The sequence below is a fragment of the Streptomyces sp. NPDC096339 genome, from assembly GCF_044762985.1.
Taxonomy (GTDB): domain Bacteria; phylum Actinomycetota; class Actinomycetes; order Streptomycetales; family Streptomycetaceae; genus Streptomyces.
Genome location: NZ_JBIWFI010000002.1, coordinates 123,473 through 147,151, shown reverse-complemented (window position 1 = coordinate 147,151; position 23,679 = coordinate 123,473). Strand labels below are relative to the sequence as shown.

Here is a 23,679-nt window from a genome sequence, read left to right as displayed (position 1 = left end):
GCCGCATCCGACTCCGGATCCGGCGGGGGCCCTCCCCCTTTGCGTACTGCCGCGCCGCCTAGTCGCGGCCACCGATGACGCCCGGCGGGAGCGTGATCCCGCCGAGCGGGTCGCTGCCGCCCGCGCCGTCCGTGCCGCCCGGGTTCCCGCCGGTGGCCCCGGCGGCCGTCGTCCCGCCGGGCTGTCCGTCGCCGGGCTTGCCGTCGCGGCCGGGCTTGCCGGGCTTGTTCGGCTTGCTCGTGCCGGGCTTGCTGCCGCCGGCGACGGGGCTCGGGCCGTCGGGGATGTTGACCGAGACGAAGCTCGGGGCCTCGCGGCCGGAGAGCGCGCCCGAGACCGCCTGCTTCCAGATCGGGCCGGGCAGGCCACCGCCGAAGACCTTGTCGTAGTACTGGCCGCCGATGGTGATGTTCTCCATCGACACCTGCTTGGTGCCGCCGGAGCCGACCCAGGTCGCGCCGGCCATGTTCGGGGTGTAGCCGACGAACCAGGCGTTGTAGCGGTTCTCGGTGGTACCGGTCTTGCCCGCGCTCTGCCGGTCGGTCAGACCCGCCTGCTGACCCGTACCCGAGTCGACCACGCCGAGCAGCAGCGAGTTGATGGTGTCCGCGGTCCTCTCGCTCATCGCGCGGTCGCACTTGGACTTCGGTACCGCCAGCGCCTTGCCGTGCGCGTCCGTGATCGACTCGATGGCGACCGGCGTGCAGTACACGCCCCGGTTGGCGAAGGTGGCGTACGCGTTGGCCATGGTCAGCGGGGACATGCCCTCGGTGCCGAGCGCGATGCCGGGGACCTCGGGGAGCTTGGCGCCGTCGGCCGGGACCACGCCCAGCTTGGTGGCCATCTCGGTGACCGGGCACACGCCGATCTCGGAGATCATCTCCACGAAGTAGGTGTTGACCGACTTGGCCATCGCCTCCTTCATCCCGTACGGGCCGACCTCGGACTCGCTCTCGTTCTCCACGCGCTCCTTGTTGGTGTTGACCCAGGGCTTGTCACCGCAGGTCTGCACGGGGCTCGGGTAGTACATGTCGTACGGGGACTGGTACGTCTTCGTCGCCGGCAGCCCACGCTCTATGGCGGACGCGGCGACGAAGGCCTTGAAGGTGGAACCGGTCGGGAAGCCGAAGTTCGAGCCGCCCATCTTCTTGTCCACCGAGAAGTTGATCTGGGTCTCGTTCTTGGCGAAGCCGTACGGCTTGGACTGCCCCATGGCGAGGACCCGTCCGGTGCCGGGCTGGACGAGGGTGACGGCCGTCGCGACCTTGTCGTCCTGGTCCACGTGGTCCTTGATGGACTCGTTGACCGAGTCCTGCGACTGCGGGTCCAGGGTCGTACGGACCGTCAGGCCGCCCTGGTTCCAGACCTTCGCGCGCTCCTCGCGGGTCTTCCCGAAGACGGCGTCGTTGAGGAAGGAGTTCCTCACGTAGTCGCAGAAGAACCCGGCGCCCTTGACCGCGGTGATGCAGCCGTTCTTCGGCTTGGTGACCTTCAGTACGACCGGCTTCGCCTTCGCCGCGTCCGCCTCCGCCTGGGAGATGTCCTTGATGTCGGCCATCCGCTGGAGGACGAGGTTGCGGCGCTTGGTCGCCTCGGTCACGTCGTTCACCGGGTCGAACCGGCTGGGCGACTGGACGACGCCCGCCAGCAGCGCGGACTCCTCCAGGGTCAGGTCCTTGGCCGGCTTGCTGAAGTAGCGCTGGGCCGCGGACTCGATGCCGTAGGCCTGTTGGCCGAAGAAGGTGATGTTGAGGTAGTTCTCGAGGATCTTCTTCTTCCCGAGCTCCTCCTCGACCTGGATCGCGTACTTCAGCTCGCGGATCTTGCGCCCGAGGCTCTTCTCCTGGGCCTCGCGCACCTTGGTCTCGTCGTCACCGGCCTCTTCGACGAAGACGTTCTTCACGTACTGCTGGGTGAGGGTCGAGGCGCCCTGCGCCGCGCCGCCCTCCTGCGCGTTGCGGTTGACCGCGCGCAGGATGCCCTTGAGGTCGACCGCACCGTGCTCGTAGAAACGCGAGTCCTCGATGGCGACGATCGCCTTCTGCATGTACGGGGAGATCGCCGTGAGCGGGACGACCTGCCGGTCACGTGAGTAGACCGTGGCGATCAGGCCACCTTCGGCGTCCAGGATCGTGGTCCGCTGGCTCAGCGGCGGCGTCTTGAGATTGGCCGGGATCTCATCGAATCCCTCGACCGTGCCCTTGGCCGCGAGCCCCAGGGCACCCGCTGCCGGAATCGCCATGCCGGCCAGCACAACTCCGGAGAGGACGGACACACCGAGGAACTTGGCGGCCTGCTGGCTCCCCGTGAGCCCGCCGCCCGAGCGCTTCTTTCCCATGGAGGGCAGCCTACGTTCTGATTCGCCGGACACACGCGAATGCCTTGGCCTAAGCTGACCCCAACTGTCACAGCAGTCAGGTGCGACATCAACCCCTCGGCTTGATTTTCACCCTTCCCGAATGGGGTGGACTCATGTCCGAATCCCGCTCCCCGCGGTTACCGTGCCTTCGTGATGCCCCGCCGATTTCATCCGAATCGCCGGAATGGTCGGGCATGTCGCCGGATCACTCCGTCGGGTGATCTGCCGCTTACCCATAGTCCGTTCGGACCATTCAAGATTGGGCCCGTCGGGGGTGTTGCACTGTGCTCGCCTTCCGTAACGTCCTCAACTGGCAGCGGTGAATATGCCGCTACCGCCGTGGGGGAGCCTCGATTCGGGAGAGGACGGCGCCGGGATGGGCTGGGTTACCGACTGGAGTGCGCAGGCAGCCTGCCGCACTACCGATCCGGATGAACTGTTCGTTCAAGGAGCGGCACAGAACAGGGCCAAGGCGGTGTGCACCGGATGTCCGGTGCGGACCGAGTGCCTGGCCGATGCGCTCGACAATCGCGTCGAATTCGGCGTGTGGGGCGGAATGACCGAGCGGGAACGACGTGCGCTGCTGCGCCGGCGTCCCACCGTCACCTCGTGGCGACGGCTGCTCGAAACCGCCCGCACGGAGTACGAGCGCAGCACGGGCATCCTCACCATGGATGCAGATGCGGAGATCGACGTTCCGTACGAGACGTATGCGGCGGCCGGGTAGACCACGCGGCCACCACGTCGTACGAACGCCTACGCTCCGGCCGGAACCCCGGCCGCGAGTCGCTCTCCGATGGCCCGCAGCCCGGCGAGGTCGTGCACATCGCCGGGCAGGGCGGCCACTTCGGCCACCGCCACTTCGGGGTGCAGTGAGGTGAAGCGATCGCGTGTGCGCTGCTCACGCGCGATCACCTGCATCCTCTCCGCGTGCAGGCGCAGCAGTCCCGCGGTGATGCCGTCCACGACGGTGGAGCTGTCGGACGGGTCGGACGGATTGCCGTTGTCGGTTTCGGGGGAGCCGTCGTCGGCCGGGTCACGAAGTCCAGCTTTCCCGGACTCCTGATCGACAATGCCGCCGTCTTCAAGATTCTCCGCGGCGGCCAACGCCCGTTCGGCGGACAGCTGGTCGGCGCCACTGCCGTGCACCCGGTTCAGTACGAGACCGGCCAGCGGCATCTTCTCCGCGGCCAGCCGCTCCACGAAGTACGCCGCCTCGCGCAGGGCGTCCGGTTCGGGCGCGGCGACCACGAGGAAGGCCGTACCCGGAGCCTGCAGCAGCCGGAAGGTCGCGTCCGCACGGGTCCGGAAGCCGCCGAACATCGTGTCCATCGCGGCCACGAAGGTCTGTACGTCCTTCAGCAGCGAGGCGCCCATCAGCTTGCTCAGGGTGCCCGTCATGATCGACATGCCGACGTTGAGGAACTTCATCCCCGCCCGGCCGCCCACCTTCGCCGGTGCCATCAGCACCCGGATGAACTTCCCGTCCAGGAAGGACCCGAGGCGCTTCGGCGCGTCGAGGAAGTCCAGCGCCGACCGGCTCGGCGGGGTGTCCACGATGATCAGGTCCCAGTCGTCCCGGGCCCGCAACTGCCCCAGCTTCTCCATCGCCATGTACTCCTGCGTGCCCGCGAAGCCGGCCGACAGGGACTGGTAGAAGGGGTTGGCGAGGATGGCCCGGGCCCGCTCGGCGTCCGCGTGCGCCTCGACGATCTCGTCGAAGGTCCGCTTCATGTCCAGCATCATGGCGTGCAGTCCACCGCCGTCGGAGCCCACGCCGCCGACCTCGCGCGGGGTGTTGTCCAGCGAGTCGATCCCCATCGACTGCGCGAGCCGCCGCGCCGGGTCGATGGTCAGCACGACCGCCTTGCGCCCGCGCTCGGCCGCCCGTACGCCGAGCGCCGCAGCCGTCGTGGTCTTGCCGACCCCGCCTGCGCCGCAGCACACGATGATCCGCGTCCCCGGGTCGTCGAGCAGTCCGTCGACCACCAGCCGCGGCGGAGAGTCCAGCCCCACGGTGTCCACCCCCTCGCTCATTCGCCCACCGACTGCTTGCGCAGTTCCTTGGCCAGCTCGTACAGCCCCGCCAGGTCCATCCCCGCGCCGAGCAGCGGCAGTTCGTACGTCGGCATGCCCAGGCCCGCCAGTACGGCGCGCTGCTCACGCTCCAGCTCCACCCGGCTCGCGTGCTCGGCGGCCTGCGTGAGCAGCGGCTCCACCAGCCGCTCGGCGAGCCCGCCGCGGCGCGCGCCGCCGAGCCCGGCGCGGGACAGCGCCCGGGCGACCCCGGCGCGGTGGTCCTCGGCGGCGGCGCGCAGGGTGTCCTCGTCGAGATGGTGCGGGCGCACCATGTTGACGACGACCCGCCCGACGGGCAGCCCGGCCCCGCGCAGTTCCTCGATCCCGTCCGCGGTCTCCTGGACGGGCATCTCCTCCAGCAGGGTGACCAGGTGCACGGCCGTCTCGGGGGACTTGAGCACCTTCATGACGGCCTGCGCCTGGTTGTGGATCGGCCCGAACCGGGCCAGGCCCGCCACCTCGTCGTTGACGTTCAGGAAGCGGGTGATCCGCCCGGTCGGCGGCGCGTCCATGACCACGTGGTCGTAGACGAACCGGCCCGCCCGGTCCTTGCGCCGCACCGCCTCGCAGGCCTTGCCCGTCAGCAGTACGTCGCGCAGCCCGGGGGCGATGGTCGTGGCGAAGTCGATGGCGCCGAGCTTCTTGAGCGCCCGGCCGGCCGAGCCGAGCTTGTAGAACATCTGGAGGTAGTCCAGCAGCGCCCGCTCGGCGTCGATGGCGAGGGCGAAGACCTCGCCGCTGCCACCGGGCGCCACCGCGATCTTGCGCTCCTCGTAGGGGAGCGCCTCCGTCCCGAAGAGCTGTGCGATGCCCTGCCTGCCCTCGACCTCCACGAGAAGAGTCCGCTTGCCCTCGCGTGCGAGGGCGAGCGCGAGTGCCGCGGCGACCGTGGTCTTGCCGGTGCCGCCCTTGCCGCTGACCACCTGGAGCCTGCTCACAGCGTCCGAGCCTAATTCCTTCGCCCCGGACCGCAGGCACTACCCTCGCTCCCATGACCAAGAAGTTCGAATACGCGACGGTCCCGCTGCTGGTCCACGCCACCAAGCAGATCCTGGACACCTGGGGCGAGGACGGCTGGGAGCTCGTCCAGGTCGTGCCCGGGCCGAACAACCCCGAGCAGCTCGTGGCCTACCTCAAGAGGGAGAAGGCATGAGCACCTCCGCCGTCGAAGCGAAGCTGGCCGAGCTCGGCCTGACCCTCCCCGATGTCGTCCCGCCGCTGGCCGCCTACCAGCCGGCCGTCCGGTCGGGCGCGTACGTCTTCACCGCGGGCCAGCTCCCGATGGTCAAGGGCAGCATGCCGGTCACCGGCAAGGTCGGCGCGGAGGTCTCGGCGGAGCAGGCCAAGGAGCTCGCCGCCGTGTGCGCGCTGAACGCCCTGGCCGCCGTGAAGTCGGTCATCGGTGACCTCGACAAGATCGCGCGCGTCGTGAAGGTCGTCGGCTTCGTCGCCTCGGCCCCCGACTTCACCGCCCAGCCGGGTGTGCTGAACGGTGCGAGCGAGCTGCTGGGCGAGGTCCTCGGCGAGAGGGGCGTGCACGCCCGCAGCGCGGTCGGCGTCGCGGTCCTGCCGCTGGACGCGCCGGTCGAGGTCGAGATCCAGGTCGAGCTGGTCGCCGGAGCCTGACCCCCTCCGGGGAGGTCCCCGAGCCCGGTCGTGCGCCGCCCCGCGGTTCACGACCGGGCTCGCCGCCGTTCCGGGGGCTCGGCCCCGCCGGGCGACAACCCAGCCTCGCCGGCGTTCGAGGCGCGGGCGCGGAGCGCCGTGCGGTGGCCCGCACAGGGCCGGATGACGGCAGCGAAAACAAGCCCCGCCGGCGTTCGAGGCGCGGGGTACGGGGCCGAGCCCCGGATCTTCGGGCCGCACCAGGCAGGCGGGCCCAGCGGCCCCGCGCAGCGGGAGGCCCTCGAACATCGGGCCGGATGGTCGTAGCATCCCGCCATGCCGAATCAGCAGCAGGCGCAGCCCGCCCCGCCCCCCGCCGGAGGCCAGTGGTACCCCCCGGAATGGCCCGACCGCATCCGCGCGCTCGCGGACGGTTCCCTCGTCCCGGTGGAACCGAAGCGCGCCGCCACCGTCATGCTGCTGCGCGACACCCCCGCCGGCCCCACCGTGCACATGCTGCGCAGACGGGCCTCCATGGCCTTCGCCGGAGGCGCGTACGCCTATCCCGGTGGCGGGGTCGACCCCCGCGACGAGGAGCACCAGGTCGGCTGGGCCGGGCCCAGCCGGGCCGAATGGGCCGAACGGCTGGGCACGGACACCCGTACCGCCCAGGCCATCGTCTGCGGAGCCGTACGGGAGACCTTCGAAGAGGCCGGGGTCCTGCTCGCCGGGCTGAGCGAGGACACCGTCGTCGGGGACACCACCGGCGACGACTGGGAGGCCGACCGCGAGGCCCTGGTGGCCCGGGAGCTGTCCTTCGCGGAGTTCCTCGACCGCAGGGGCCTCAGGCTCCGCTCCGACCTGCTCGGGGCGTGGGCGCGCTGGATCACCCCGGAGTTCGAGCAGCGCCGCTACGACACCTGGTTCTTCGTCGCCGCCCTCCCGGAGGGCCAGCGCACCCGCAACGCCTCCACCGAGGCCGACCGGACCGTCTGGATCCGCCCGGCCGACGCGGCCGCCGGGTACGACAAGGGCGAGCTCCTGATGATGCCGCCCACCATTTCCACCCTGCGCTCCCTGGAGCCGTACGAGAGCGCCGCTGACGCCCTCGCGGCGGCCGGCGGCAAGGACCTCGCCCCGGTGCTGGCCCGGGCCTCGATGGAGGGCGGCGAGCTGGTCCTGAGCTGGCCGGGCCACGACGAGTTCACCAAGCGCGTCGGTCTCGGGCCGGCCGACCGCCCCGCCGACCGCCCCGGGAGCACTCGGTGACCGCCGCCGGCGCGCTGCCCGGGCAGCCCCGCGGAGTGGTCTCCTCCGGACCCGCGACCGCCCGTGCCGTGAACGTCCTGGCCCCCAACGCCTCCGCGATGACCCTGGACGGCACGAACACCTGGCTGCTGTCCGAGCCCGACTCCGACCTGGCCGTCGTGATCGACCCCGGTCCGCTGGACGACGGGCACCTGCGCGCGGTCATCGCGGTCGCCGAACAGGCGGGCAAGCGGATCGCCCTCACCCTGCTCACCCATGGCCACCCCGACCACGCCGAGGGCGCAGGTCGCTTCGCCGAGCTCACCGGCACCAAGGTCCGCGCCCTGGACCCGGCGCTGCGCCTCGGCGACGAGGGCCTCGCGGCCGGGGACGTGATCCGGACCGGCGGGCTGGAGCTGCGCGTGGTCCCGACCCCGGGGCACACGAGCGACTCGCTCTGCTTCCACCTGCCGGCCGACCGGGCGGTGCTGACCGGCGACACGGTCCTCGGCCGCGGCACGACCGTCGTCGCCCACCCCGACGGCCGTCTCGGCGACTACCTGGACTCCCTGCGCCGCCTGCGCTCGCTCACCGTCGACGACGGCGTGCACACCGTCCTGCCGGGCCACGGGCCGGTACTGGAGGACGCGCAGGGCGCCGTCGAGTTCTACCTGGCCCACCGGGCGCACCGCCTCGCGCAGGTCGAGACCGCCGTGGAGAACGGCTTCGTCACTCCCGAGGCCGTGGTCCGGCAGGTGTACGCGGACGTGGACCGCTCCCTGTGGCCGGCGGCGGAATGGTCGGTCCGGGCGCAGCTGGAGTACCTCCAGGAGCACGGCCTGATCCCCGGCGGCCCCGAACTGTAGGCCTCGTCGCTCAGGCCGGTCGGGGGCTCTTGGTGCCGTGCCGGGCCGTGTACTCGTCGGCGAGCCACGGTCCGAGGTCCTCGACGTACGAGCGCAGCACCGCCGGGTCGGTGACCGGGTCCAGCGCCACGGCGGCCGCGGCCCGCATCTGCCGCGCCCGCTCGGGGTAGTACAGGCCGAAGATCTCCGCGGACTCGGTGAGATCGCTGGTCCAGCCGGCCCACCGGGGCATGACCAGGGTGAATCCGGTGCGTACGAGGCGCCGTGCGAAGGACCGGCTCAGCTTCCGGTACTCCTGTGGGGTGGTCGCGGCCCGGGTCCTGGCGCGCCAGTCTGGTAGCAGCTCGGCCAGGTCGCCGTTGGTCTCTCGGGCGAGCACGCTGTCGGGCCGGTAGCGCGGCAGGTGCTCGGCCAGGTCCGCGCCGAGCAGCGGGGTGCACAGGCAGGCGAGGAACCAGCCGAGGTCGAATCGTTCCGCCTCGCCGAGCACCCGGTCCATGCCGCGGAGCAGGACGCCTACCCCGTCGATCTCCGCGAAGTCCTCGTCGAGTCCGCGCGCCAGCACCTCGGTGGTGTCGCGGTCCTCGTGCGTGGGCTCGTGGTGCAGGACGAGCAGCAGGCCGAGGTCCGAGCGCCCCGGGCGGGCCGTCCCGCGCGGCACGGAACCGTACAGGTAGGCGCTGTGCAGCCGCCGACCGTACGCCTCGGCGATCCGCTCGCGCGCGGCCGCGACGACGGCCCTGAACTCGGCCCGCACCTGCCCGAGCGACCCCTCGCGCTCGAAGTACCCGCGGGCATCCACGCCCCGGTGCTCCATACGGCCACTCTGCCTTCGAACTCCGGGGCCGGGGAAATCCAGCCCCGCCGGCGTTTGGGGAGCGGGGGCCCGGGGGCGGAGCCCCCGCAACGGCGCCGCACCCATATGTCAAAGGGGCCCCGCCCAACCTGGCCGGACCCCTCGAACACCGACTACCAGCGTCAGCGCGACCGCTTCGCGAGGCGCTCGACGTCCAGCAGGATCACCGCACGCGCCTCCAGCCGCAGCCAGCCGCGGCCCGCGAAGTCGGCCAGGGCCTTGTTCACGGTCTCGCGCGACGCGCCGACGAGCTGGGCCAGCTCTTCCTGCGTGAGGTCGTGCACGACGTGGATGCCCTCTTCGGACTGCACGCCGAAGCGGCGCGACAGGTCCAGGAGCGCCCGCGCCACACGGCCGGGTACGTCGGAAAAGACCAGGTCGGACATCTGGTCGTTGGTCTTGCGCAGGCGGCGGGCGACGGCGCGCAGCAGCGCGGTCGCGACCTCGGGCCGGGCGTTGAGCCAGGGCTGGAGGTCGCCGTGGCCGAGGCCGAGCAGCTTGACCTCGGTCAGCGCGGTCGCGGTGGCGGTGCGCGGGCCCGGGTCGAAGAGCGACAGCTCGCCGATCAGCTCGCCGGGGCCGAGGACGGCCAGCATGTTCTCGCGGCCGTCGGGGGAGGTGCGGTGCAGCTTCACCTTGCCCTCGGTCACGACATACAGCCGGTCGCCGGGGTCGCCCTCGTGGAACAGGGCGTCGCCGCGTGCGAGGGTCACCTCGCCCATCGAGGCGCGGAGCTCCGCGGCCTGCTCGTCATCGAGCGCCGCGAAGAGCGGGGCGCGCCGCAGAACGTCGTCCACGAGTCTCTCTCCTATGTCGACCAGCTCAGGGGACCGTTCCCCCATTTTGCCGGACGGCTCAAACAGTGCGATCAATCACTACCAAGGATGCCGGACGGAGGCGCGTGCTGTGCGGTGGGAGACCAATCGGGGTGGTGTTACCTGAGGTCCGGGCGGGTGTCAGCGGCCGGCCTTAGGCTGGCCGGGTGTCCAATAAGCCGGTGAGAGCACAGGCCAAGGGGTCCGCAGGAGTGACGGCGCCCCAAAATTCAGCCGTGGGCGAACAAGCCCCCGGGAAGGTGTCCGCGGAGGCCCGACCCGCCCCCGAGGGCAAAGGTTCGGCCAAGAAAGCGCCGAAGCCGCCGAAGCCGAGAGCCGCCTCCAAGCCCGAGTCGCACCTCGCCATGGTGCGCCGGGCCCGCCGCATCAACCGCGAGCTGGCCGAGGTCTATCCGTACGCCCATCCGGAGCTCGACTTCCGCAATCCCTTCGAGCTGCTCGTCGCGACGGTGCTGTCCGCTCAGACCACCGACCTGCGGGTGAACCAGACGACCCCGGCCCTCTTCGCCGCCTACCCGACCCCCGAGGACATGGCCGCGGCCGTTCCCGAGGATCTGGAGGAGATCATCCGGCCGACCGGGTTCTTCCGGGCCAAGGCCAAGTCCCTGCTCGGCCTGTCGCAGGCCCTGCGGGACAACTTCGGCGGTGAGGTCCCGGGCCGGATCGAGGACCTGGTGACCCTGCCCGGAGTCGGCCGCAAGACGGCGAACGTGGTGCTCGGCAATGCGTTCGGCGTCCCGGGGATCACCGTCGACACCCACTTCGGCCGGCTGGTGCGCCGCTGGAAGTGGACCGAGCAGGAGGACCCGGAGAAGGTCGAGGCGGAGATCTGCGCGATCTTCCCGAAGAGCGAGTGGACGATGCTCTCGCACCGGGTCGTCTTCCACGGCCGCCGGATCTGCCATGCGCGCAAGCCCGCCTGCGGCGCCTGCCCGATCGCCCCGCTCTGCCCGGCGTACGGGGAGGGGGAGACCGACCCGGAGAAGGCCGAGAAGCTGCTCAAGTACGAGAAGGGCGGTCAGCCCGGCCAGCGTCTGACCCCGCCCCCGGACTACCCGGGCCTCCCGGCCCCGGCGAAATCCGGGCCCTCCGACATCTGAGGACCGGGTCCGGGCGGAGCCCCGGGAGCGGCGCCGCACCTGAGGAACGAATCGGTACCCGCACGGCGTTTGCCAGTGCGGGAGATCACGGACGGGGATGCCTATGACGCGCGGTAGCGGTACGCAGGACGAGACGGCCACGGCAGGGCGGGAGGACGGCGGCATCGCCCTCAGCGCCCACGGCCTGCCCGCCTGGCTCCTCCCCGTCGCCGAGGCGGCCCGCTCCGTCCAGCCGCGCCAGCTGAGCCGCTTCCTGCCGCCCGAGGACGGCCGCGGGCGGCAGTCGGCCGTGCTCGTCCTCTTCGGCGAGGGCCCCCGCGGCCCCGAGCTGCTGCTGATGGAGCGCGCGGGCACGCTGCGCTCGCACGCCGGCCAGCCGTCCTTCCCGGGCGGCGCCCTCGATCCGGAGGACGGCGATCCGGCCACCACGGGCCCGCTGCGCGCCGCCCTGCGGGAGGCCGAGGAGGAGACGGGGCTCGACCCCTCCGGGGTCCAGCTCTTCGGTGTGCTGCCCCGGCTCTACATCCCGGTGAGCGAGTTCGTCGTGACCCCGGTCCTCGGCTGGTGGCGTACTCCGAGCCCCGTCGGCGCCGTCGACCCGGCCGAGACGGCCCGGGTCTTCACGGTCCCCGTGGCCGATCTCACGGACCCGGAACACCGGGTCACCACCGTCCACCCGGCCGGCCACCTGGGGCCGGGTTTCACCGTCGAATCGGCTCTGGTCTGGGGTTTCACCGCCGGGGTGATCGACCGGATCCTGCATTTCGCGGGCTGGGAGCGTCCGTGGGACCGATCACGACAGGTCCCGCTCGACTGGCGCTCGTGAGACGGTGGCCCACGTGAACGTGCTGGACATCTTGTTGTTGGTCGCCGCCGTGTGGTTCGCGATCGTCGGCTACCGGCAGGGGTTCGTCGTCGGCGTCCTGTCGGTGATCGGCTTCCTGGGCGGTGGCCTCATCGCCGTGTCCCTGCTGCCGCTTGTCTGGGACCGGGTCACGGACAACGGCAGCCAGGTGTCCACCACGGTCGTGGTCATCGCCGTCGTCGTGATCATCGTCTTCGCCTCCGTCGGCCAGGCCCTGACCACCCACCTCGGCAGCAGGCTCCGCCGCCACATCACCTGGTCACCGGCGCGCGTGATCGACGCGACCGGCGGAGCCCTGGTCAACGTGGTCGCGATGCTGCTGGTGGCCTGGCTGATCGGCGCCCTGCTCGCCGGGACCTCGCTGCCCACACTGGGCAAGGAGGTGCGCAACTCCAAGGTGCTCCTCGGCGTCTCGCGGGTGCTGCCCGACCAGGCCAACACCTGGTTCCTGAACTTCAGCTCCACCCTGGAGCGCAACGGCTTCCCGCAGGTGTTCACCCCGTTCGCGAACGAGCCGATCCCCGAGGTCCAGGCGCCGGACCCGGACCTCGTCTCCAGCCCCGTCACCGGGCAGGCAAAGCGCTCGATCGTGAAGGTCGTCGGCACCGCGCCCAGCTGCAGCAAGGTGCTGGAGGGCACGGGCTTCGTCTTCGCGCCCGGCAAGGTGATGACCAACGCGCACGTCGTCGGCGGGGTCGGCGAGCCGACCGTGCAGATCGGCGGCGAGGGCAAGCTGTACGACGGCAAGGTCGTGCTCTACGACTGGGCGCGCGACATCGCCGTCCTGGACGTGCCCAAGCTGAAGGCGCCGGCATTGGAGTTCACCGACAAGGACGCGGTGAGCGGCAACGACGCGATCGTCGCCGGCTTCCCGGAGAACGGCGCGTACGACGTGCGCGCGGCCCGCGTCCGCGGCCGGATCAACGCCAAGGGCCCGGACATCTATCACCGGGGCACCGTCCGACGGGACGTCTACTCGCTGTTCGCGACCGTCCGCCAGGGCAACTCGGGCGGCCCGCTGCTGACGCCCGACGGCAAGGTGTACGGGGTCGTCTTCGCGAAGTCCCTCGACGACCCGAACACCGGTTACGCCCTGACGGTGGACGAGATCCGCGACGACATCCGGATCGGCAAGACCGCCGACCGGCGGATCGACAGCCAGGGCTGCGCCCTCTGACCCGTTGCCGCGTCACCCACGCCTTCCGCGTCCTCTACGTCCGTGGGTGACGCAGGCGCGCCGAGACCCACAGGGCCCGGCGGCGCAGGATGCGCGGAATCCCGAGTCGAGGGTCGTGGCCGTGCCGGCCGCCCCTCTCGTGAGTGCCCGGCGCGCCGGCCGAGCGGTCTTCGTGTGCGGTGTCACCGTAGTCGTGCGTCCAGCCCATACTCCGAGCTGTGCCCGTGCCCCAAGGTCGGTAACCCCGTCTGCGGGGGCCAATTGGCCTATGCGCGAGGCAATTGAATGCTTGTCATACCGGTTATGCCGGTTATGTGAGGCTCGGTCAGCGGTCCGGCTCGGGGTCCTTGAGCCAGTTCACCAACTCGGTGGAGAAGGCCACCGGGTCCTCCTCGTGCGGGAAGTGCCCGAGCCCGTCGAACAGCCGCCACCGGTAAGGGGCTTCGACGTACTCCCCGGAACCGGCCGCGCTCCGTGTCCGCATCACCGGGTCGAGCGAGCCGTGCAGGTGCAGCGTCGGGACCCGCACCGGCCGCTTCATCCGCCGGTTGAACTGGAGCCCGTCGGGCCGCGCCATCGACCGCATCATCCAGCGGTACGGCTCCACCGAGCAGTGCGCGGTGGACGGGATGCACATGGCCCGCCGGTACACGGCGATGTCCTCGTCGGTGATGGACTCCTGGAGCCGGGGACCGGACCACTCCCGGATCAACTCCCCCACGAGAGCACCGTCGTCGGCGACGAGCCGGCGCTCGGGGATGAACGGCCGCTGGAAGCCCCAGATGTGCGAACTGGCCCTGGTCTGACCGAAGTCCGACAGCATCGCCGAACGCCAGCGGCGCGGGTGCGGCATCGAGGAGACCACGAGCCGGCGCACCAGCTTCGGCCGCATCACGGCGGCCGTCCACGCGAGGTACCCGCCCAGGTCGTGCCCGACGAGGGCGGCGTCCGGCTCGCCCAGGGACCGGATGACCCCGGTGACGTCGAGCGCCAGGTTCGCGGGGTCGTAGCCGCGCGGGGTGCGGTCGCTGCCGCCCACCCCGCGCAGGTCCATCGCGACCGCCCGGTACCCGGCGTCGGCGAGCGCGGTCAGCTGGTGCCGCCAGGTCCACCAGAACTGCGGGAAGCCGTGCAGCAGCAGCACCAGCGGCCCGTCGCCGACCTCGGCGACGTGGAAGCGGGCGCCGTTGGCCGCGACGTCCCGGTGCGTCACCGCTCTCCCGCCGGGGAGGTCGAGCCGTACCGCCGTGGCAGCAGTGGGGGGAGTGCTGGGGTCCGGCGTGGGCGCTGTCATGAGGACGAGCGTGCCACACCCACGGCCTGGTCACTCACCGGCCGCGCGTGCGGCTTGACGGTCCCGAGGAGCGCGGAGGTCTGCTTGACGGACTCGATGGTCTTCACCGGCGGCTTGACCTTCTTGAACTTGGACATGGCGATCAGTCCGATCACGGCCGCGAGTACCCAGAACGCCACGCCGACGATGAGGAAGGACCACGCGAGGCCGAGACCGAGGTTGTGGATCCCGTAGGCCGCGGCGAAGCTCAGCACCGGCAGGGAGAAGAGCAGCAGCACCCCGGCGACGATCGCGGCGCCGCTGCCGATGCCCGCGCGCTTGACGTCCTGCTTGAGCTCCACCTTGGCGAGGGCGATCTCGTCGTGCACCAGGGCGGACATCTCGGCGGTGGCCGAGGCGACCAGCTGGCCCAGCGTGCGCTCGGCTCCCTGCGCCCCTTGGTCCACTGCGCTCATCGCTCTCTCCCTCTTGTCGTCTGCCGGTGTGCTGCGTATGTCGCCGGCGGCTGTCCTCCGTCGTCAGTCAGATCATGCCGGACGGTCGGCCCCGTTGCTGGCCTCGGTCGCCGCTTCGGCCGCCGCATCGGCCTTGCGGCGGTGCTCCGCGGCCCTCTCCTCGTAGATCTTCGCCATCCGCAGGTGGTACGCCGGGTTGTGCTGTTCGTAGATGTCCGGGATGCCGTCCTGGTCCTCGTCGCGCTCCTCGGCCTCGGTGAGCGCCCGGTACTTGCGGTTGCGGAGCTTGAGCAGGACACAGGCGATGACCGCGGCGATCAGGGAGCCGATCAGGACCGCGGCCTTGATCTCGTCGGTGAGTACGGGGTCGTCGGCGAAGGCGAGTTCACCGATCAGCAGGGAGACGGTGAAGCCGATTCCGGCGAGGGAGGCCACGGCCAGTACGTCGGGCCAGGCGAGGTCCTCGTTCAGCTCCGCCTTGGTGAAGCGGGCGGCCAGCCAGGTGCCGCCGAAGATGCCGACGGTCTTGCCGACGACCAGGCCGAGGACCACGCCGAGGGTCTCGGGCCGGGTGAAGACCTCGGCGATGGCCTTGTCGGAGAGGGACACACCGGCGGAGAAGAGCGCGAAGAGCGGTACGGCGAGACCGGCCGAGATCGGCCGGACCAGGTGCTCGATGTGCTCGCCGGGGGAGTGCTGTTCGCCCTCCCTGGTGTGGCAGCGGAGCATCAGGCCCATCGCGACACCGGCGATGGTGGCGTGGACCCCGCTGTTGTACATCAGGCCCCAGACGACCAGGGCGAGCGGGACGTAGACGTACCAGCCGCGGACGCCGAGGCGCAGCAGGAACCAGAAGAGGACCAGACCGGCGAACGCGCCGCCGAGCGCCAGGAAGTCGATCTTCTCCGTGAAGAACACGGCGATGATGATGATCGCGAAGAGGTCGTCGACGACGGCGAGGGTCAGCAGGAACGCGCGCAGCGCGGAGGGCAGCGAGGTGCCGATGACCGCGAGGACGGCGAGCGCGAAGGCGATGTCGGTGGCGGTCGGGACGGCCCAGCCGTCCATCGAGCCGCTGCCGACGGTGTTGACGAGTGCGTAGACCACGGCCGGGACGGCCATGCCGCAGATGGCGGCGATGACGGGGAGGGCGGCGGCCTTGGGATCGCGCAGGTCGCCCGCGACCAGCTCGCGCTTGAGCTCGATGCCGGCCACGAAGAAGAAGACGGCGAGCAGGCCGTCGGCCGCCCAGTGCTGGATCGAGAGGTCCAGGCCGAGGGCGGCGGGGCCGATGTGGAAGTTCTTGACGGTCTTGTAGCTCTCCGCCAGGCCCGGGGTGTTCGCCCAGATCAGGGCGGCGATCGCGGCCACGAGGAGCAGCACGCCGCCGACGGTCTCGGCGCGCAGGGCGTCGGCGATGTAGCGCCGCTCGGGCAGCGAGAGCAGGCCGAGAAACTTGCGGCTCTGGTGGTCGGTGCGGTCGGGCGTGGCCACAGTGGGGCACCTCCGGGGTGTCGGTTGGACGGCATGGCGAAGCTCGTTGCCGACCAGACTTCCCGGCGCACCCTGTGTTTTTACGCTTTCAATATTTTACAGGGTGTACGCGAGGGCATATCCGGTGATCATCACTTTATGCGCGAAAGGGGCACCCGGCGCGCCGCGCCGGATGCCCCTTTCGTCGTGTCTCAGGCCTCGTTGAAGGCGCTGCCTCAGTCCTCGCTGGAGGCGCTCGGCAGCTTGCTCTGGATCAGGCTCATCACCGAGGAGTCGGCGAGCGTGGTGACGTCGCCGACGGCGCGGTTCTCGGCCACGTCGCGCAGCAGACGTCGCATGATCTTGCCGGAGCGGGTCTTCGGCAGCTCCTGGACCGGCAGGATCCGCTTCGGCTTGGCGATCGGGCCGAGGGTGGCGCCCACGTGGTTGCGCAGCTCGGCGACCAGGCCGTCGGTCTCCGAGGCGCTGCCGCGCAGGATGACGAAGGCCACGATGGCCTGGCCGGTGGTCTCGTCGGCCGCCCCGACGACGGCCGCCTCGGCGACCGAGGGGTGCGAGACGAGCGCGGACTCGACCTCGGTGGTCGAGATGTTGTGACCGGACACGAGCATCACGTCGTCCACCCGGCCGAGCAGCCAGATGTCGCCGTCCTCGTCCTTCTTGGCGCCGTCGCCGGCGAAGTACTTGCCCTCGAAGCGCGACCAGTAGGTGTCGATGAACCGCTGGTCGTCGCCCCAGATGGTGCGCAGCATCGACGGCCACGGCTCGGTGAGGACCAGGTAGCCGCCTCCGCCGTTCGGGACCTCGTGGGCCTCGTCGTCCACGACGGTGGCCGAGATCCCGGGCAGCGCGCGCTGCGCCGAGCCGGGCTTGGTCTCCGTGACGCCGGGCAGCGGCGAGATCATCATCGCGCCGGTCTCGGTCTGCCACCAGGTGTCCACGATCGGGCAGCGGTCGCCGCCGATGTGCTTGCGGTACCAGATCCAGGCCTCGGGGTTGATCGGCTCGCCGACCGAGCCCAGCACGCGCAGGCTCGACAGGTCGAACTTCGCGGGGATGTCGTCGCCCCACTTCATGAACGTACGGATGGCCGTGGGGGCGGTGTAGAGGATGGTGACGCCGTACTTCTGCACGACCTCCCAGAACCTGCCCTGGTGCGGGGTGTCCGGCGTGCCCTCGTACATCACCTGGGTGGCGCCGTTCGCGAGCGGCCCGTAGACGATGTACGAGTGCCCGGTCACCCAGCCGATGTCGGCGGTGCACCAGTAGACGTCGCTCTCCGGCTTCAGGTCGAAGACGGCGTGGTGGGTGTACGCCGCCTGCGTGAGGTAGCCGCCCGAGGTGTGCAGGATGCCCTTCGGCTTACCCGTGGTCCCCGAGGTGTACAGGATGAAGAGCGGGTGCTCGGCGTCGAAGGCCTGCGGGGTGTGCTCGGCGGACTGACGGCCGACCAGGTCGTGCCACCAGAGGTCGCGGCCCTCGGTGAAGGCGGTGTCCTGGCTGGTGCGCCGCACGACGAGCACGTGCTCGACCTGCGGGCACTTGCCGACGGCCTCGTCGATCGCGGGCTTCAGGGCGGTCGCCTTGCCGCGCCGGTAGCCGCCGTCGGCGGTGATGACCAGCTTGGCGTCGGCGTCCTGGATGCGGGAGGCGACGGCGTCGGCGGAGAAGCCGCCGAAGACCACGGAGTGCGCGGCGCCGATACGGGCGCACGCGAGCATCGCCACGACCGCCTCGGGGATCATCGGGAGGTAGACGGCGACCCGGTCGCCGGCCTGAACGCCCAGCTCCGTCAGGGCGTTGGCGGCCCTGGAGACCTCGTCCTTGAGCTCGGCGTAGGTGATCGCGCGGCTGTCGCCGGGCTCGCCCTCGAAGTGGATGGCGACGCGGTCCCCGTTGCCCGCCTCGACATGGCGGTCCACGCAGTTGTAGGCCACGTTCAGCTTGCCGTCCGCGAACCACTTCGCGAAGGGCGGGTTCGTCCAGTCGAGCGTCTCGGTCGGCTCCGTGGCCCAGGTCAGCCGCCGGGCCTGCTCGGCCCAGAAGCCCAGCCGGTCCGCGTCGGCCTGTGCGTACGCAGCCTCTTTCACGTTGGCGGCGGCGGCCAGATCGGCGGGCGGTGCGAACCGCCGCTCCTCCTTGAGCAGATTGGCCAGGCTTTCATTGCTCACGAGATCTCCCTTTCCCAGGGTGTCCGTTGTGTCCCCGGGCATAGCTCATCAGTCGGTGGCCCGGGTGACAAGGGGTAGCCGACAATTGGTTTAGACCTATGTCCCGCCCGTCCCGCCTCGGTGCCGCGCGGGAGCGGCGCGCGAAGGCCCCTTCCCGCCGCAGGGTGCGAGAAGGGGCCACACGATTGCACGGATACGGGAGGGTATCGGTTCACCCCCCGCGCTCGGGTGCCATCGCCGGGGGCGTCGCCAGGGGCGTCGCCGGGGTCGGCCTCCCGGGGGTGCGGTCAGGCGTTCTGGCCGACGCTGTCGAAGACCCGGCAGTCGAAGAAGTCCTCGCCCTCGGACAACAGGTACGCCTGCGCCTCACCCACGTGGAAGTACATCCCGTGCAGCTCCAACGTCCCTTCGGCGAGCCGCCTGGCCACCGACTCGTGCGCCCTCAGGTGCTCCAGCTGCTGGACCACATTGGTCAGGCACAGCTGCTCCACCGCGTCGGCCGGGAGCCGCCCGGAGATCCGGGCCCAGGCGTGGTGGCGGCTGGCCATCCGCTCCAGGCTGGGCAGCCCGTGCCGCAGCCAGCGGCGCAGCGGGGTCATCGGCTGCCCGGGAGCGGAGTTGAGCAGCGCCTGCATGGCCCCGCAGCCGGAGTGGCCGCACACCGTGATGCTGTCCACCTTGAGCACGTCCACGGCGTACTCGATGGCCGCGGCGACCGAGTCGTCCGTGGACTCCGCGCCGGGGAGCGGGACCAGGTTGCCGACGTTGCGGACGGTGAACAGGTCGCCGGGGCCGCTGGCCGTGATCATGCTGGTCACCAGGCGGGAGTCCGCGCAGGTGAGGAAGAGCTGCGAGGGCCGCTGCCCCTCACGGGCCAGCCGGGCCAGCTCGTCCCGTACGTGGGGCGCGGTGTCCCGCTGGAAGGCGCCGATCCCGTTGGCCAGTTGACCGGCTCCACGCCTTCGTGGCCGGACCTCCGGGGCGGCCGCCGACTCCAGGGCCTCGGCCTCGGTCGCGGCCTCCGGGCTGCCGGGCTCGGCCGTACGGGTCTGCGCCGGCCGGTGGTCGCAGTGGTTCTGCCAGGGCGTCCAGGGCCGACAGCACTGGTGCCCCCCGCGCTGCGGCCCGCCGCGGGGCCGCTCGGCCGCGTGGGCGCGGCCGGTCACCTTCAGCGAACCACCGTGCGCCACATGGGAGTCCTGCCAGTCCTGCAGGGTCTCGTAGGCCGCGTGGTCCATGAACGAGCCGTCCAGCTCGATCAGCGCCTGCCCGTCATGCGGGATCTGGTTCAGGGCCCGGCTCAGGCGCGGCACCGCGAGGAAGGTCAGCTGCCCGCGTGCCCGCACCCGGTGCACCCCGCCGTCCAGCTGTTCCACCGTGATCCTGGTCCGGGCGAGGCGGTGCAGGGCCAGCGCCACGGCGACCGCGATCCCGATGGCCACGCCCTCCAGGACACCACCGAACACCACGGCGACGATCGTCGTGACGTAGACCAGGATCTCGCGGTGCCGGGTGACGGTACGCAGGTGCGTGGCATTGACCATCTGGACGCCCAGCGCCATGACCAGGGCGGCCAGTGCGGCGAGCGGGATGAGGTCGAGGACGGGGACGAGCAGTCCGGCCGCCAGCAGTACCCAGAGCCCGTGCAGCATGACCGACCGCCGGCTGACGGCCCCGTACTTGACGTTGGCGACGCTGCGGACGGCCCCGCCCGCGACGGGAAGCCCGCCCAGTGCCCCGGAGACGATGTTCGCCACGCCCTGGCCGCAGAGCTCCTTGTCGAGGTCGGCGCGCGGCGGGCGGTTGCCCGTCTGCCGCGCGGTGGCGATCAGCTTGTCGGTGGCGACCGCCGAGAGCAGGGATTCCACGCTGCCGACCAGGGTGATGGTGAGTACGGCGGCGATGATCCCGAGGACCGGGCCGTCCGGCAGCTCGGGGAGCGCGTGGCTGCGCCAGGACGGCAGGTCCACGCGGGGCACCGTGAGCCCGGCGAGGGCGGCGCAGACGGTGGCGGTGGCGACGGCGGCGAGCGCCGCCGGTACCTTGCGCAGCGCCTGCCCCGCCCGGCCGGGCACCCGGGGCCAGCCGATGAGGACGGCCAGCGTGAGCACGCTGACACCGAGTGCGCCCGGGTGCAGGTCGGCCAACTGGTCCGGCAGGGCCCGGACATTGGCCACGGCAGAGCTCTGCGGGGTCCCGCCGAGCACGATGTGCAGGTTGGCCAGGGCGATGGTCACGCCGACGCCCGCGAGCATGCCGTGCACGATGGCCGGGCTGACCATGAGCGCCGACCGGGCGGTCCGCAGCGCGGCGAGCCCGAGCTGGCAGCAGCCCGCGAGCACGGTGATGGCGCACGTGGTCCGCCACCCGTAGCGCTGGATCAACTCGGCGCTGACCACGGTGAGTCCGGCGGCCGGCCCGCTCACCTGGAGCGGGGCGCCGCCGAGCCGCCCGGCGACGATCCCCCCGACCGCCGCGGCGACCAGACCTGCCTGGAGCGGGGCTCCGGTGGCCAGGGCGATGCCGAGTGAGAACGGGAGCGCGATCAGGAACACCGCGAGGGAGGCCGAGAGGTCGGCCGGGAGATCGGCCGGGCGCTTGGCGGGGAGGTTTTTGGCAGGGGCAGTCATAAGGTCCCGTCTCCTCTGGCCTGGTCTGGCCCGGTCTGGTCTGGGGAGGGGTGAAGCGGCGGGAGTCTCAACACTCAGTAAATGAATGGTAATGGTGAGTAAAGGTGGGTGAAAGGTAATACGGGCAAATGGCGCAGGAAATACCTCCAAGGAGTGATTGAGCTTTTTATCCGGCTTGTCACACCTTCTTCAAAGCAGACCGCATGGGACGTTGCGGCGCGGAAGTCCCGTGAGGGAACCGCGATGAACCGCGATGGCTCTGCCATGGATCTGCGAGGGAGAGGTGGGGCGGATGATCGCCGCCACGAAGAAGATCGCCGGCGGCCTGGTCGCCACGGCTCTGGCCCTGGGGGTCGCCGGGTGCACCGCCTCGGAACCCGCCAAGTCCCCGGCCCCCGGCCCCCAGAACGCCAGGAAGGGGGCGGCCGCCCCCGAGGCCCCGGGCAGCGTCAACCGGCCCATCGGCGACGGCTCGACCGCCTACACCGGCCCGCAGCCGAACGTACAGAAGCCGCAGAAGCTGAAGCCGGGCGAAAAGCCGCCGCAGTTCGTGGTGTTCTCCTGGGACGGGGCCGGCGAGGACAGCCAGAAGCTCTTCTCGCACTTCCGTGAGGTCGGCAAGAAGTACAACGCCCGCATGACGTACTTCCTCAGCGGCGTGTACATGCTCCCGGAGGAGAAGCGCTCCCTCTACACGGCCCCGCAGCACTCGCCCGGCCGCTCCGACATCGGCTTCGGCGACCTCCAGGGCATCAAGGACACCGCCACCCAGGTCCGCGCGGCCTGGCTGGAGGGCAACGAGATCGGCACCCACTTCAACGGCCACTTCTGCGGCCCCGACGGCGGCGTCGGCACCTGGTCCGTGGACGAGTGGAAGAGCGAGATCAACCAGGCCAAGTCCTTCGTCAAGAACTGGAAGACGAACGCGGACCTGAAGGCCATGGAGGCGCTGCCGTTCGACTACGACAAGGAGCTCATCGGCGCCCGCACCCCCTGCCTCGAAGGCCAGAAGAACTTCATGCTGGCGGCCAAGGACATGGGCTTCCGCTACGACTCCAGCGGCATCAGCAAGCAGATCTGGCCCAAGAAGACGGACGGACTCTGGGACATCCCGCTCCAGCTCGTCCCCATGCCGGGCCGCGCCTTCGACACGCTGAGCATGGACTACAACTACATGGTCAACCAGTCCGGGACGACCTCGCAGGGCGATCCCTCGCAGCACACGTACTGGGGTGACCAGATGCGCGACGGCCTGCACCAGGCCTTCGACCGCGTCTACCAGGGCAACCGGGCGCCGCTGATCATCGGCAACCACTTCGAGTCCTGGAACGGCGGCACCTACATGCGTGCCGTCGAGGAGTCCATCAAGGCCATGTGCACCAAGCCCGAGGTCCGCTGCGTGCCGTTCCGCGAGCTCGCGGACTGGCTGGACGCCCAGGACCCGAAGACCCTGGAGTGGATGCGGACGCTCGACGTCGGCGAGGCGCCGAAGGAGGGCTGGACGAAGTTCCTGACCGCGGGGCCGCCGGCCAAGCCGGCCGCCCCCGCGGGCGTCAAGCCGGCTGCGGAGCCGGCCGATGGGGCTGCGGACGAGGGCTGAGGATCACGTCCATCGCCGCCGCGTCCTCGCGGAGCACGAAATCGGGGTCGATCTGGTCCGCCAGGTCGACCCCGGTCTTGGCGTTGCCCCAGCTCTCCGCGTTCCTGAGGTGGAAGCGCACCATCTGCTCGGTGTACCGGCCCCAGTCGCGGTGCGCGTACGAGTCGTCGGCGGCGTCCTGGAGGGCCTGGAGTGCCAGCCGGTTGCTCGCCTCCAGCAGCTCGAAGGAGGCCGGACGGCCCTTCTCCATCGCCCGCACCCAGTCCGAGTGCCCCACGGTGACCAGCAGGTCCTCGCCGGCCTCGTCCTGGAGGAACTCGATGTCCTCCGGCCCCTGGATCTTGTTGCCGATGACCTTGAGCGTGATCCCGAAGTCCCGGGCGTACTCCTTGTACTGGCGATACACGGAGACGCCCTTGCGGGTCGGCTCGGCGACCAGGAAGGTCACGTCGAAGCGGGTGAACATGCCCGACGCGAAGGAGTCCGAGCCGGCCGTCATGTCGACGACCACGTACTCGTCGGGTCCGTCGACGAGGTGGTTGAGGCAGAGCTCGACCGCTCCGACCTTGGAGTGGTAGCAGGCGACCCCGAGGTCGGCCTCGGTGAACGGCCCCGTCGCCATGAGCCGTACGGGCTCCCCGTCCAGCAGCAGCGTCCGCGCGCAGGCCTCGTACACCGGGTTGTCCTCGGTGATGCGCAGCAGGCGCGAGCCCCGGCCGGGCGGCGTGGTCTTGATCATCGTCTCGGCGGACGCGATGCGCGGGTTGGAGCCCCGCAGGTACTCCTTGATCAGGGGCAGGTGCGCGCCCATGGCGGGCAGTTCGGCGGCCTCCTCGTCGCTGAGGCCGAGCGCGGTGCCCAGGTGCTGGTTGATGTCGGCGTCCACCGCGACGACGGGGGCTTCATTGGCGGCGAGGTGGCGGATGAAGAGGGAGGACAGCGTCGTCTTGCCGCTGCCGCCCTTTCCCACGAAAGCGATCTTCATGTTCACCAAGCGTAGTGGGTTGACAGCGGTGAGTCGTCGAGGTGAGTGAAGAAGACCAC

The 23,679-nt window shown here is 70.9% G+C and carries 20 protein-coding genes; 9 read left to right on the top strand and 11 right to left on the bottom strand.

The window, feature by feature from the left end:
* Window positions 1–58 precede the first annotated feature (58 nt).
* Window positions 59–2,338: a transglycosylase domain-containing protein gene (locus ACIQ5Y_RS03970; protein WP_403874718.1), complete on the bottom strand. Its 2,280-nt coding sequence runs from the start codon at window positions 2,336–2,338 to the stop codon at window positions 59–61.
* Between the two features lie 397 nt (window positions 2,339–2,735).
* Between ACIQ5Y_RS03970 and ACIQ5Y_RS03965 the strand changes: the two genes are divergently transcribed.
* A complete protein-coding gene (locus ACIQ5Y_RS03965; protein WP_030648100.1) occupies window positions 2,736–3,086 on the top strand; it encodes a WhiB family transcriptional regulator in 351 nt (116 codons plus the stop codon).
* Window positions 3,087–3,115: 29 nt separating this feature from the next.
* Here ACIQ5Y_RS03965 and ACIQ5Y_RS03960 read toward each other — a convergent pair whose 3' ends face one another.
* Both ACIQ5Y_RS03960 and ACIQ5Y_RS03955 read right to left on the bottom strand, forming a co-directional pair.
* Entirely contained in the window at window positions 3,116–4,396 is a 1,281-nt protein-coding gene (locus tag ACIQ5Y_RS03960) for an ArsA family ATPase (protein ID WP_403874717.1), read from the bottom strand.
* Entirely contained in the window at window positions 4,393–5,376 is a 984-nt protein-coding gene (locus tag ACIQ5Y_RS03955) for an ArsA family ATPase (RefSeq protein WP_403874715.1), read from the bottom strand. Before ACIQ5Y_RS03955 ends, ACIQ5Y_RS03960 begins: the two co-directional genes overlap by 4 nt.
* A 53-nt stretch (window positions 5,377–5,429) precedes the next feature.
* Here ACIQ5Y_RS03955 and ACIQ5Y_RS03950 point away from each other — a divergent pair, with 53 nt between their 5' ends.
* From ACIQ5Y_RS03950 to ACIQ5Y_RS03935, 4 genes are all read left to right on the top strand, one after another.
* Window positions 5,430–5,591: a DUF4177 domain-containing protein gene (locus ACIQ5Y_RS03950; RefSeq protein ID WP_007264966.1), complete on the top strand. Its 162-nt coding sequence runs from the start codon at window positions 5,430–5,432 to the stop codon at window positions 5,589–5,591.
* On the top strand, window positions 5,588–6,064 hold the full coding sequence (locus ACIQ5Y_RS03945; RefSeq protein WP_403874714.1) for a RidA family protein: 477 nt from the start codon (window positions 5,588–5,590) through the stop codon (window positions 6,062–6,064). The genes ACIQ5Y_RS03950 and ACIQ5Y_RS03945 overlap by 4 nt, the downstream gene beginning before the upstream one ends.
* A gap of 315 nt (window positions 6,065–6,379) precedes the next feature.
* Window positions 6,380–7,312: an NUDIX hydrolase gene (locus ACIQ5Y_RS03940; protein ID WP_403874712.1), complete on the top strand. Its 933-nt coding sequence runs from the start codon at window positions 6,380–6,382 to the stop codon at window positions 7,310–7,312.
* Window positions 7,309–8,157, top strand: coding sequence for an MBL fold metallo-hydrolase (locus ACIQ5Y_RS03935; RefSeq protein ID WP_403874710.1), 849 nt, complete (start codon window positions 7,309–7,311; stop codon window positions 8,155–8,157). The genes ACIQ5Y_RS03940 and ACIQ5Y_RS03935 overlap by 4 nt, the downstream gene beginning before the upstream one ends.
* A 10-nt stretch (window positions 8,158–8,167) precedes the next feature.
* On the opposite strand, the gene ACIQ5Y_RS03930 is transcribed toward ACIQ5Y_RS03935, so the two are convergent.
* On the bottom strand, window positions 8,168–8,974 hold the full coding sequence (locus ACIQ5Y_RS03930; RefSeq protein ID WP_403874708.1) for a nucleotidyltransferase: 807 nt from the start codon (window positions 8,972–8,974) through the stop codon (window positions 8,168–8,170).
* 161 nt (window positions 8,975–9,135) lie between these two features.
* Window positions 9,136–9,810, bottom strand: coding sequence for a Crp/Fnr family transcriptional regulator (locus ACIQ5Y_RS03925; protein WP_003981529.1), 675 nt, complete (start codon window positions 9,808–9,810; stop codon window positions 9,136–9,138).
* A 254-nt stretch (window positions 9,811–10,064) separates the two neighbouring features.
* On the opposite strand from ACIQ5Y_RS03925, the gene nth reads away from it, so the two are divergent.
* From nth to ACIQ5Y_RS03910, 3 genes are all read left to right on the top strand, one after another.
* On the top strand, window positions 10,065–10,949 hold the full coding sequence (gene nth, locus ACIQ5Y_RS03920) for an endonuclease III (RefSeq protein WP_403874706.1): 885 nt from the start codon (window positions 10,065–10,067) through the stop codon (window positions 10,947–10,949).
* A gap of 103 nt (window positions 10,950–11,052) precedes the next feature.
* On the top strand, window positions 11,053–11,775 hold the full coding sequence (locus tag ACIQ5Y_RS03915) for an NUDIX hydrolase (RefSeq protein WP_403874705.1): 723 nt from the start codon (window positions 11,053–11,055) through the stop codon (window positions 11,773–11,775).
* Window positions 11,776–11,788: 13 nt separating this feature from the next.
* On the top strand, window positions 11,789–12,991 hold the full coding sequence (locus ACIQ5Y_RS03910) for a MarP family serine protease (protein ID WP_403874703.1): 1,203 nt from the start codon (window positions 11,789–11,791) through the stop codon (window positions 12,989–12,991).
* Between the two features lie 325 nt (window positions 12,992–13,316).
* Here ACIQ5Y_RS03910 and ACIQ5Y_RS03905 read toward each other — a convergent pair whose 3' ends face one another.
* The 5 genes from ACIQ5Y_RS03905 to ACIQ5Y_RS03885 all read right to left on the bottom strand — a co-directional run bounded on the left by ACIQ5Y_RS03905 (window position 13,317) and on the right by ACIQ5Y_RS03885 (window position 21,035).
* A complete protein-coding gene (locus ACIQ5Y_RS03905; RefSeq protein ID WP_403874701.1) occupies window positions 13,317–14,285 on the bottom strand; it encodes an alpha/beta fold hydrolase in 969 nt (322 codons plus the stop codon).
* Window positions 14,282–14,740: a phage holin family protein gene (locus tag ACIQ5Y_RS03900; protein WP_403874699.1), complete on the bottom strand. Its 459-nt coding sequence runs from the start codon at window positions 14,738–14,740 to the stop codon at window positions 14,282–14,284. The genes ACIQ5Y_RS03905 and ACIQ5Y_RS03900 overlap by 4 nt, the downstream gene beginning before the upstream one ends.
* Before the next feature lie 72 nt (window positions 14,741–14,812).
* The gene (gene nhaA, locus ACIQ5Y_RS03895) at window positions 14,813–16,234 is read right to left on the bottom strand and encodes a Na+/H+ antiporter NhaA (RefSeq protein WP_403874697.1); all 1,422 of its coding nucleotides are present in this window, start codon (window positions 16,232–16,234) and stop codon (window positions 14,813–14,815) included.
* A gap of 215 nt (window positions 16,235–16,449) precedes the next feature.
* Complete coding sequence (gene acs / locus ACIQ5Y_RS03890; protein ID WP_403874695.1) at window positions 16,450–18,447, bottom strand: acetate--CoA ligase; 1,998 nt, start codon at window positions 18,445–18,447, stop codon at window positions 16,450–16,452.
* Window positions 18,448–18,692: 245 nt separating this feature from the next.
* Window positions 18,693–21,035, bottom strand: a complete 2,343-nt coding sequence (locus ACIQ5Y_RS03885) for a SulP family inorganic anion transporter (RefSeq protein ID WP_403874693.1) — start codon at window positions 21,033–21,035, stop codon at window positions 18,693–18,695.
* A 292-nt stretch (window positions 21,036–21,327) separates the two neighbouring features.
* On the opposite strand from ACIQ5Y_RS03885, the gene ACIQ5Y_RS03880 reads away from it, so the two are divergent.
* Window positions 21,328–22,635: a hypothetical protein gene (locus ACIQ5Y_RS03880; RefSeq protein ID WP_403875654.1), complete on the top strand. Its 1,308-nt coding sequence runs from the start codon at window positions 21,328–21,330 to the stop codon at window positions 22,633–22,635.
* Here the strand turns inward: ACIQ5Y_RS03880 and ACIQ5Y_RS03875 are convergent.
* Window positions 22,589–23,620, bottom strand: a complete 1,032-nt coding sequence (locus ACIQ5Y_RS03875) for an ATP-binding protein (protein ID WP_403874691.1) — start codon at window positions 23,618–23,620, stop codon at window positions 22,589–22,591. The genes ACIQ5Y_RS03880 and ACIQ5Y_RS03875 overlap by 47 nt on opposite strands.
* Window positions 23,621–23,679 lie beyond the last annotated feature (59 nt).

What these genes read in the sequence shown, in the direction of transcription:
- ACIQ5Y_RS03950 (WP_007264966.1), top strand. Translation starts at nt 5,430, where the DNA reads ATGACCAAGAAGTTCGAATACGCGACGGTCCCGCTGCTGGTCCACGCC.
- ACIQ5Y_RS03945 (WP_403874714.1), top strand. Translation starts at nt 5,588, where the DNA reads ATGAGCACCTCCGCCGTCGAAGCGAAGCTGGCCGAGCTCGGCCTGACC.
- ACIQ5Y_RS03965 (WP_030648100.1), top strand. Translation starts at nt 2,736, where the DNA reads ATGGGCTGGGTTACCGACTGGAGTGCGCAGGCAGCCTGCCGCACTACC.
- ACIQ5Y_RS03940 (WP_403874712.1), top strand. Translation starts at nt 6,380, where the DNA reads ATGCCGAATCAGCAGCAGGCGCAGCCCGCCCCGCCCCCCGCCGGAGGC.
- ACIQ5Y_RS03900 (WP_403874699.1), bottom strand. Translation starts at nt 14,740, where the DNA reads ATGAGCGCAGTGGACCAAGGGGCGCAGGGAGCCGAGCGCACGCTGGGC.
- ACIQ5Y_RS03880 (WP_403875654.1), top strand. Translation starts at nt 21,328, where the DNA reads ATGATCGCCGCCACGAAGAAGATCGCCGGCGGCCTGGTCGCCACGGCT.
- ACIQ5Y_RS03960 (WP_403874717.1), bottom strand. Translation starts at nt 4,396, where the DNA reads ATGAGCGAGGGGGTGGACACCGTGGGGCTGGACTCTCCGCCGCGGCTG.
- ACIQ5Y_RS03905 (WP_403874701.1), bottom strand. Translation starts at nt 14,285, where the DNA reads ATGACAGCGCCCACGCCGGACCCCAGCACTCCCCCCACTGCTGCCACG.
- ACIQ5Y_RS03885 (WP_403874693.1), bottom strand. Translation starts at nt 21,035, where the DNA reads ATGACTGCCCCTGCCAAAAACCTCCCCGCCAAGCGCCCGGCCGATCTC.
- acs (WP_403874695.1), bottom strand. Translation starts at nt 18,447, where the DNA reads ATGCCCGGGGACACAACGGACACCCTGGGAAAGGGAGATCTCGTGAGC.
- ACIQ5Y_RS03930 (WP_403874708.1), bottom strand. Translation starts at nt 8,974, where the DNA reads ATGGAGCACCGGGGCGTGGATGCCCGCGGGTACTTCGAGCGCGAGGGG.
- ACIQ5Y_RS03875 (WP_403874691.1), bottom strand. Translation starts at nt 23,620, where the DNA reads ATGAAGATCGCTTTCGTGGGAAAGGGCGGCAGCGGCAAGACGACGCTG.
- ACIQ5Y_RS03970 (WP_403874718.1), bottom strand. Translation starts at nt 2,338, where the DNA reads ATGGGAAAGAAGCGCTCGGGCGGCGGGCTCACGGGGAGCCAGCAGGCC.
- ACIQ5Y_RS03915 (WP_403874705.1), top strand. Translation starts at nt 11,053, where the DNA reads ATGACGCGCGGTAGCGGTACGCAGGACGAGACGGCCACGGCAGGGCGG.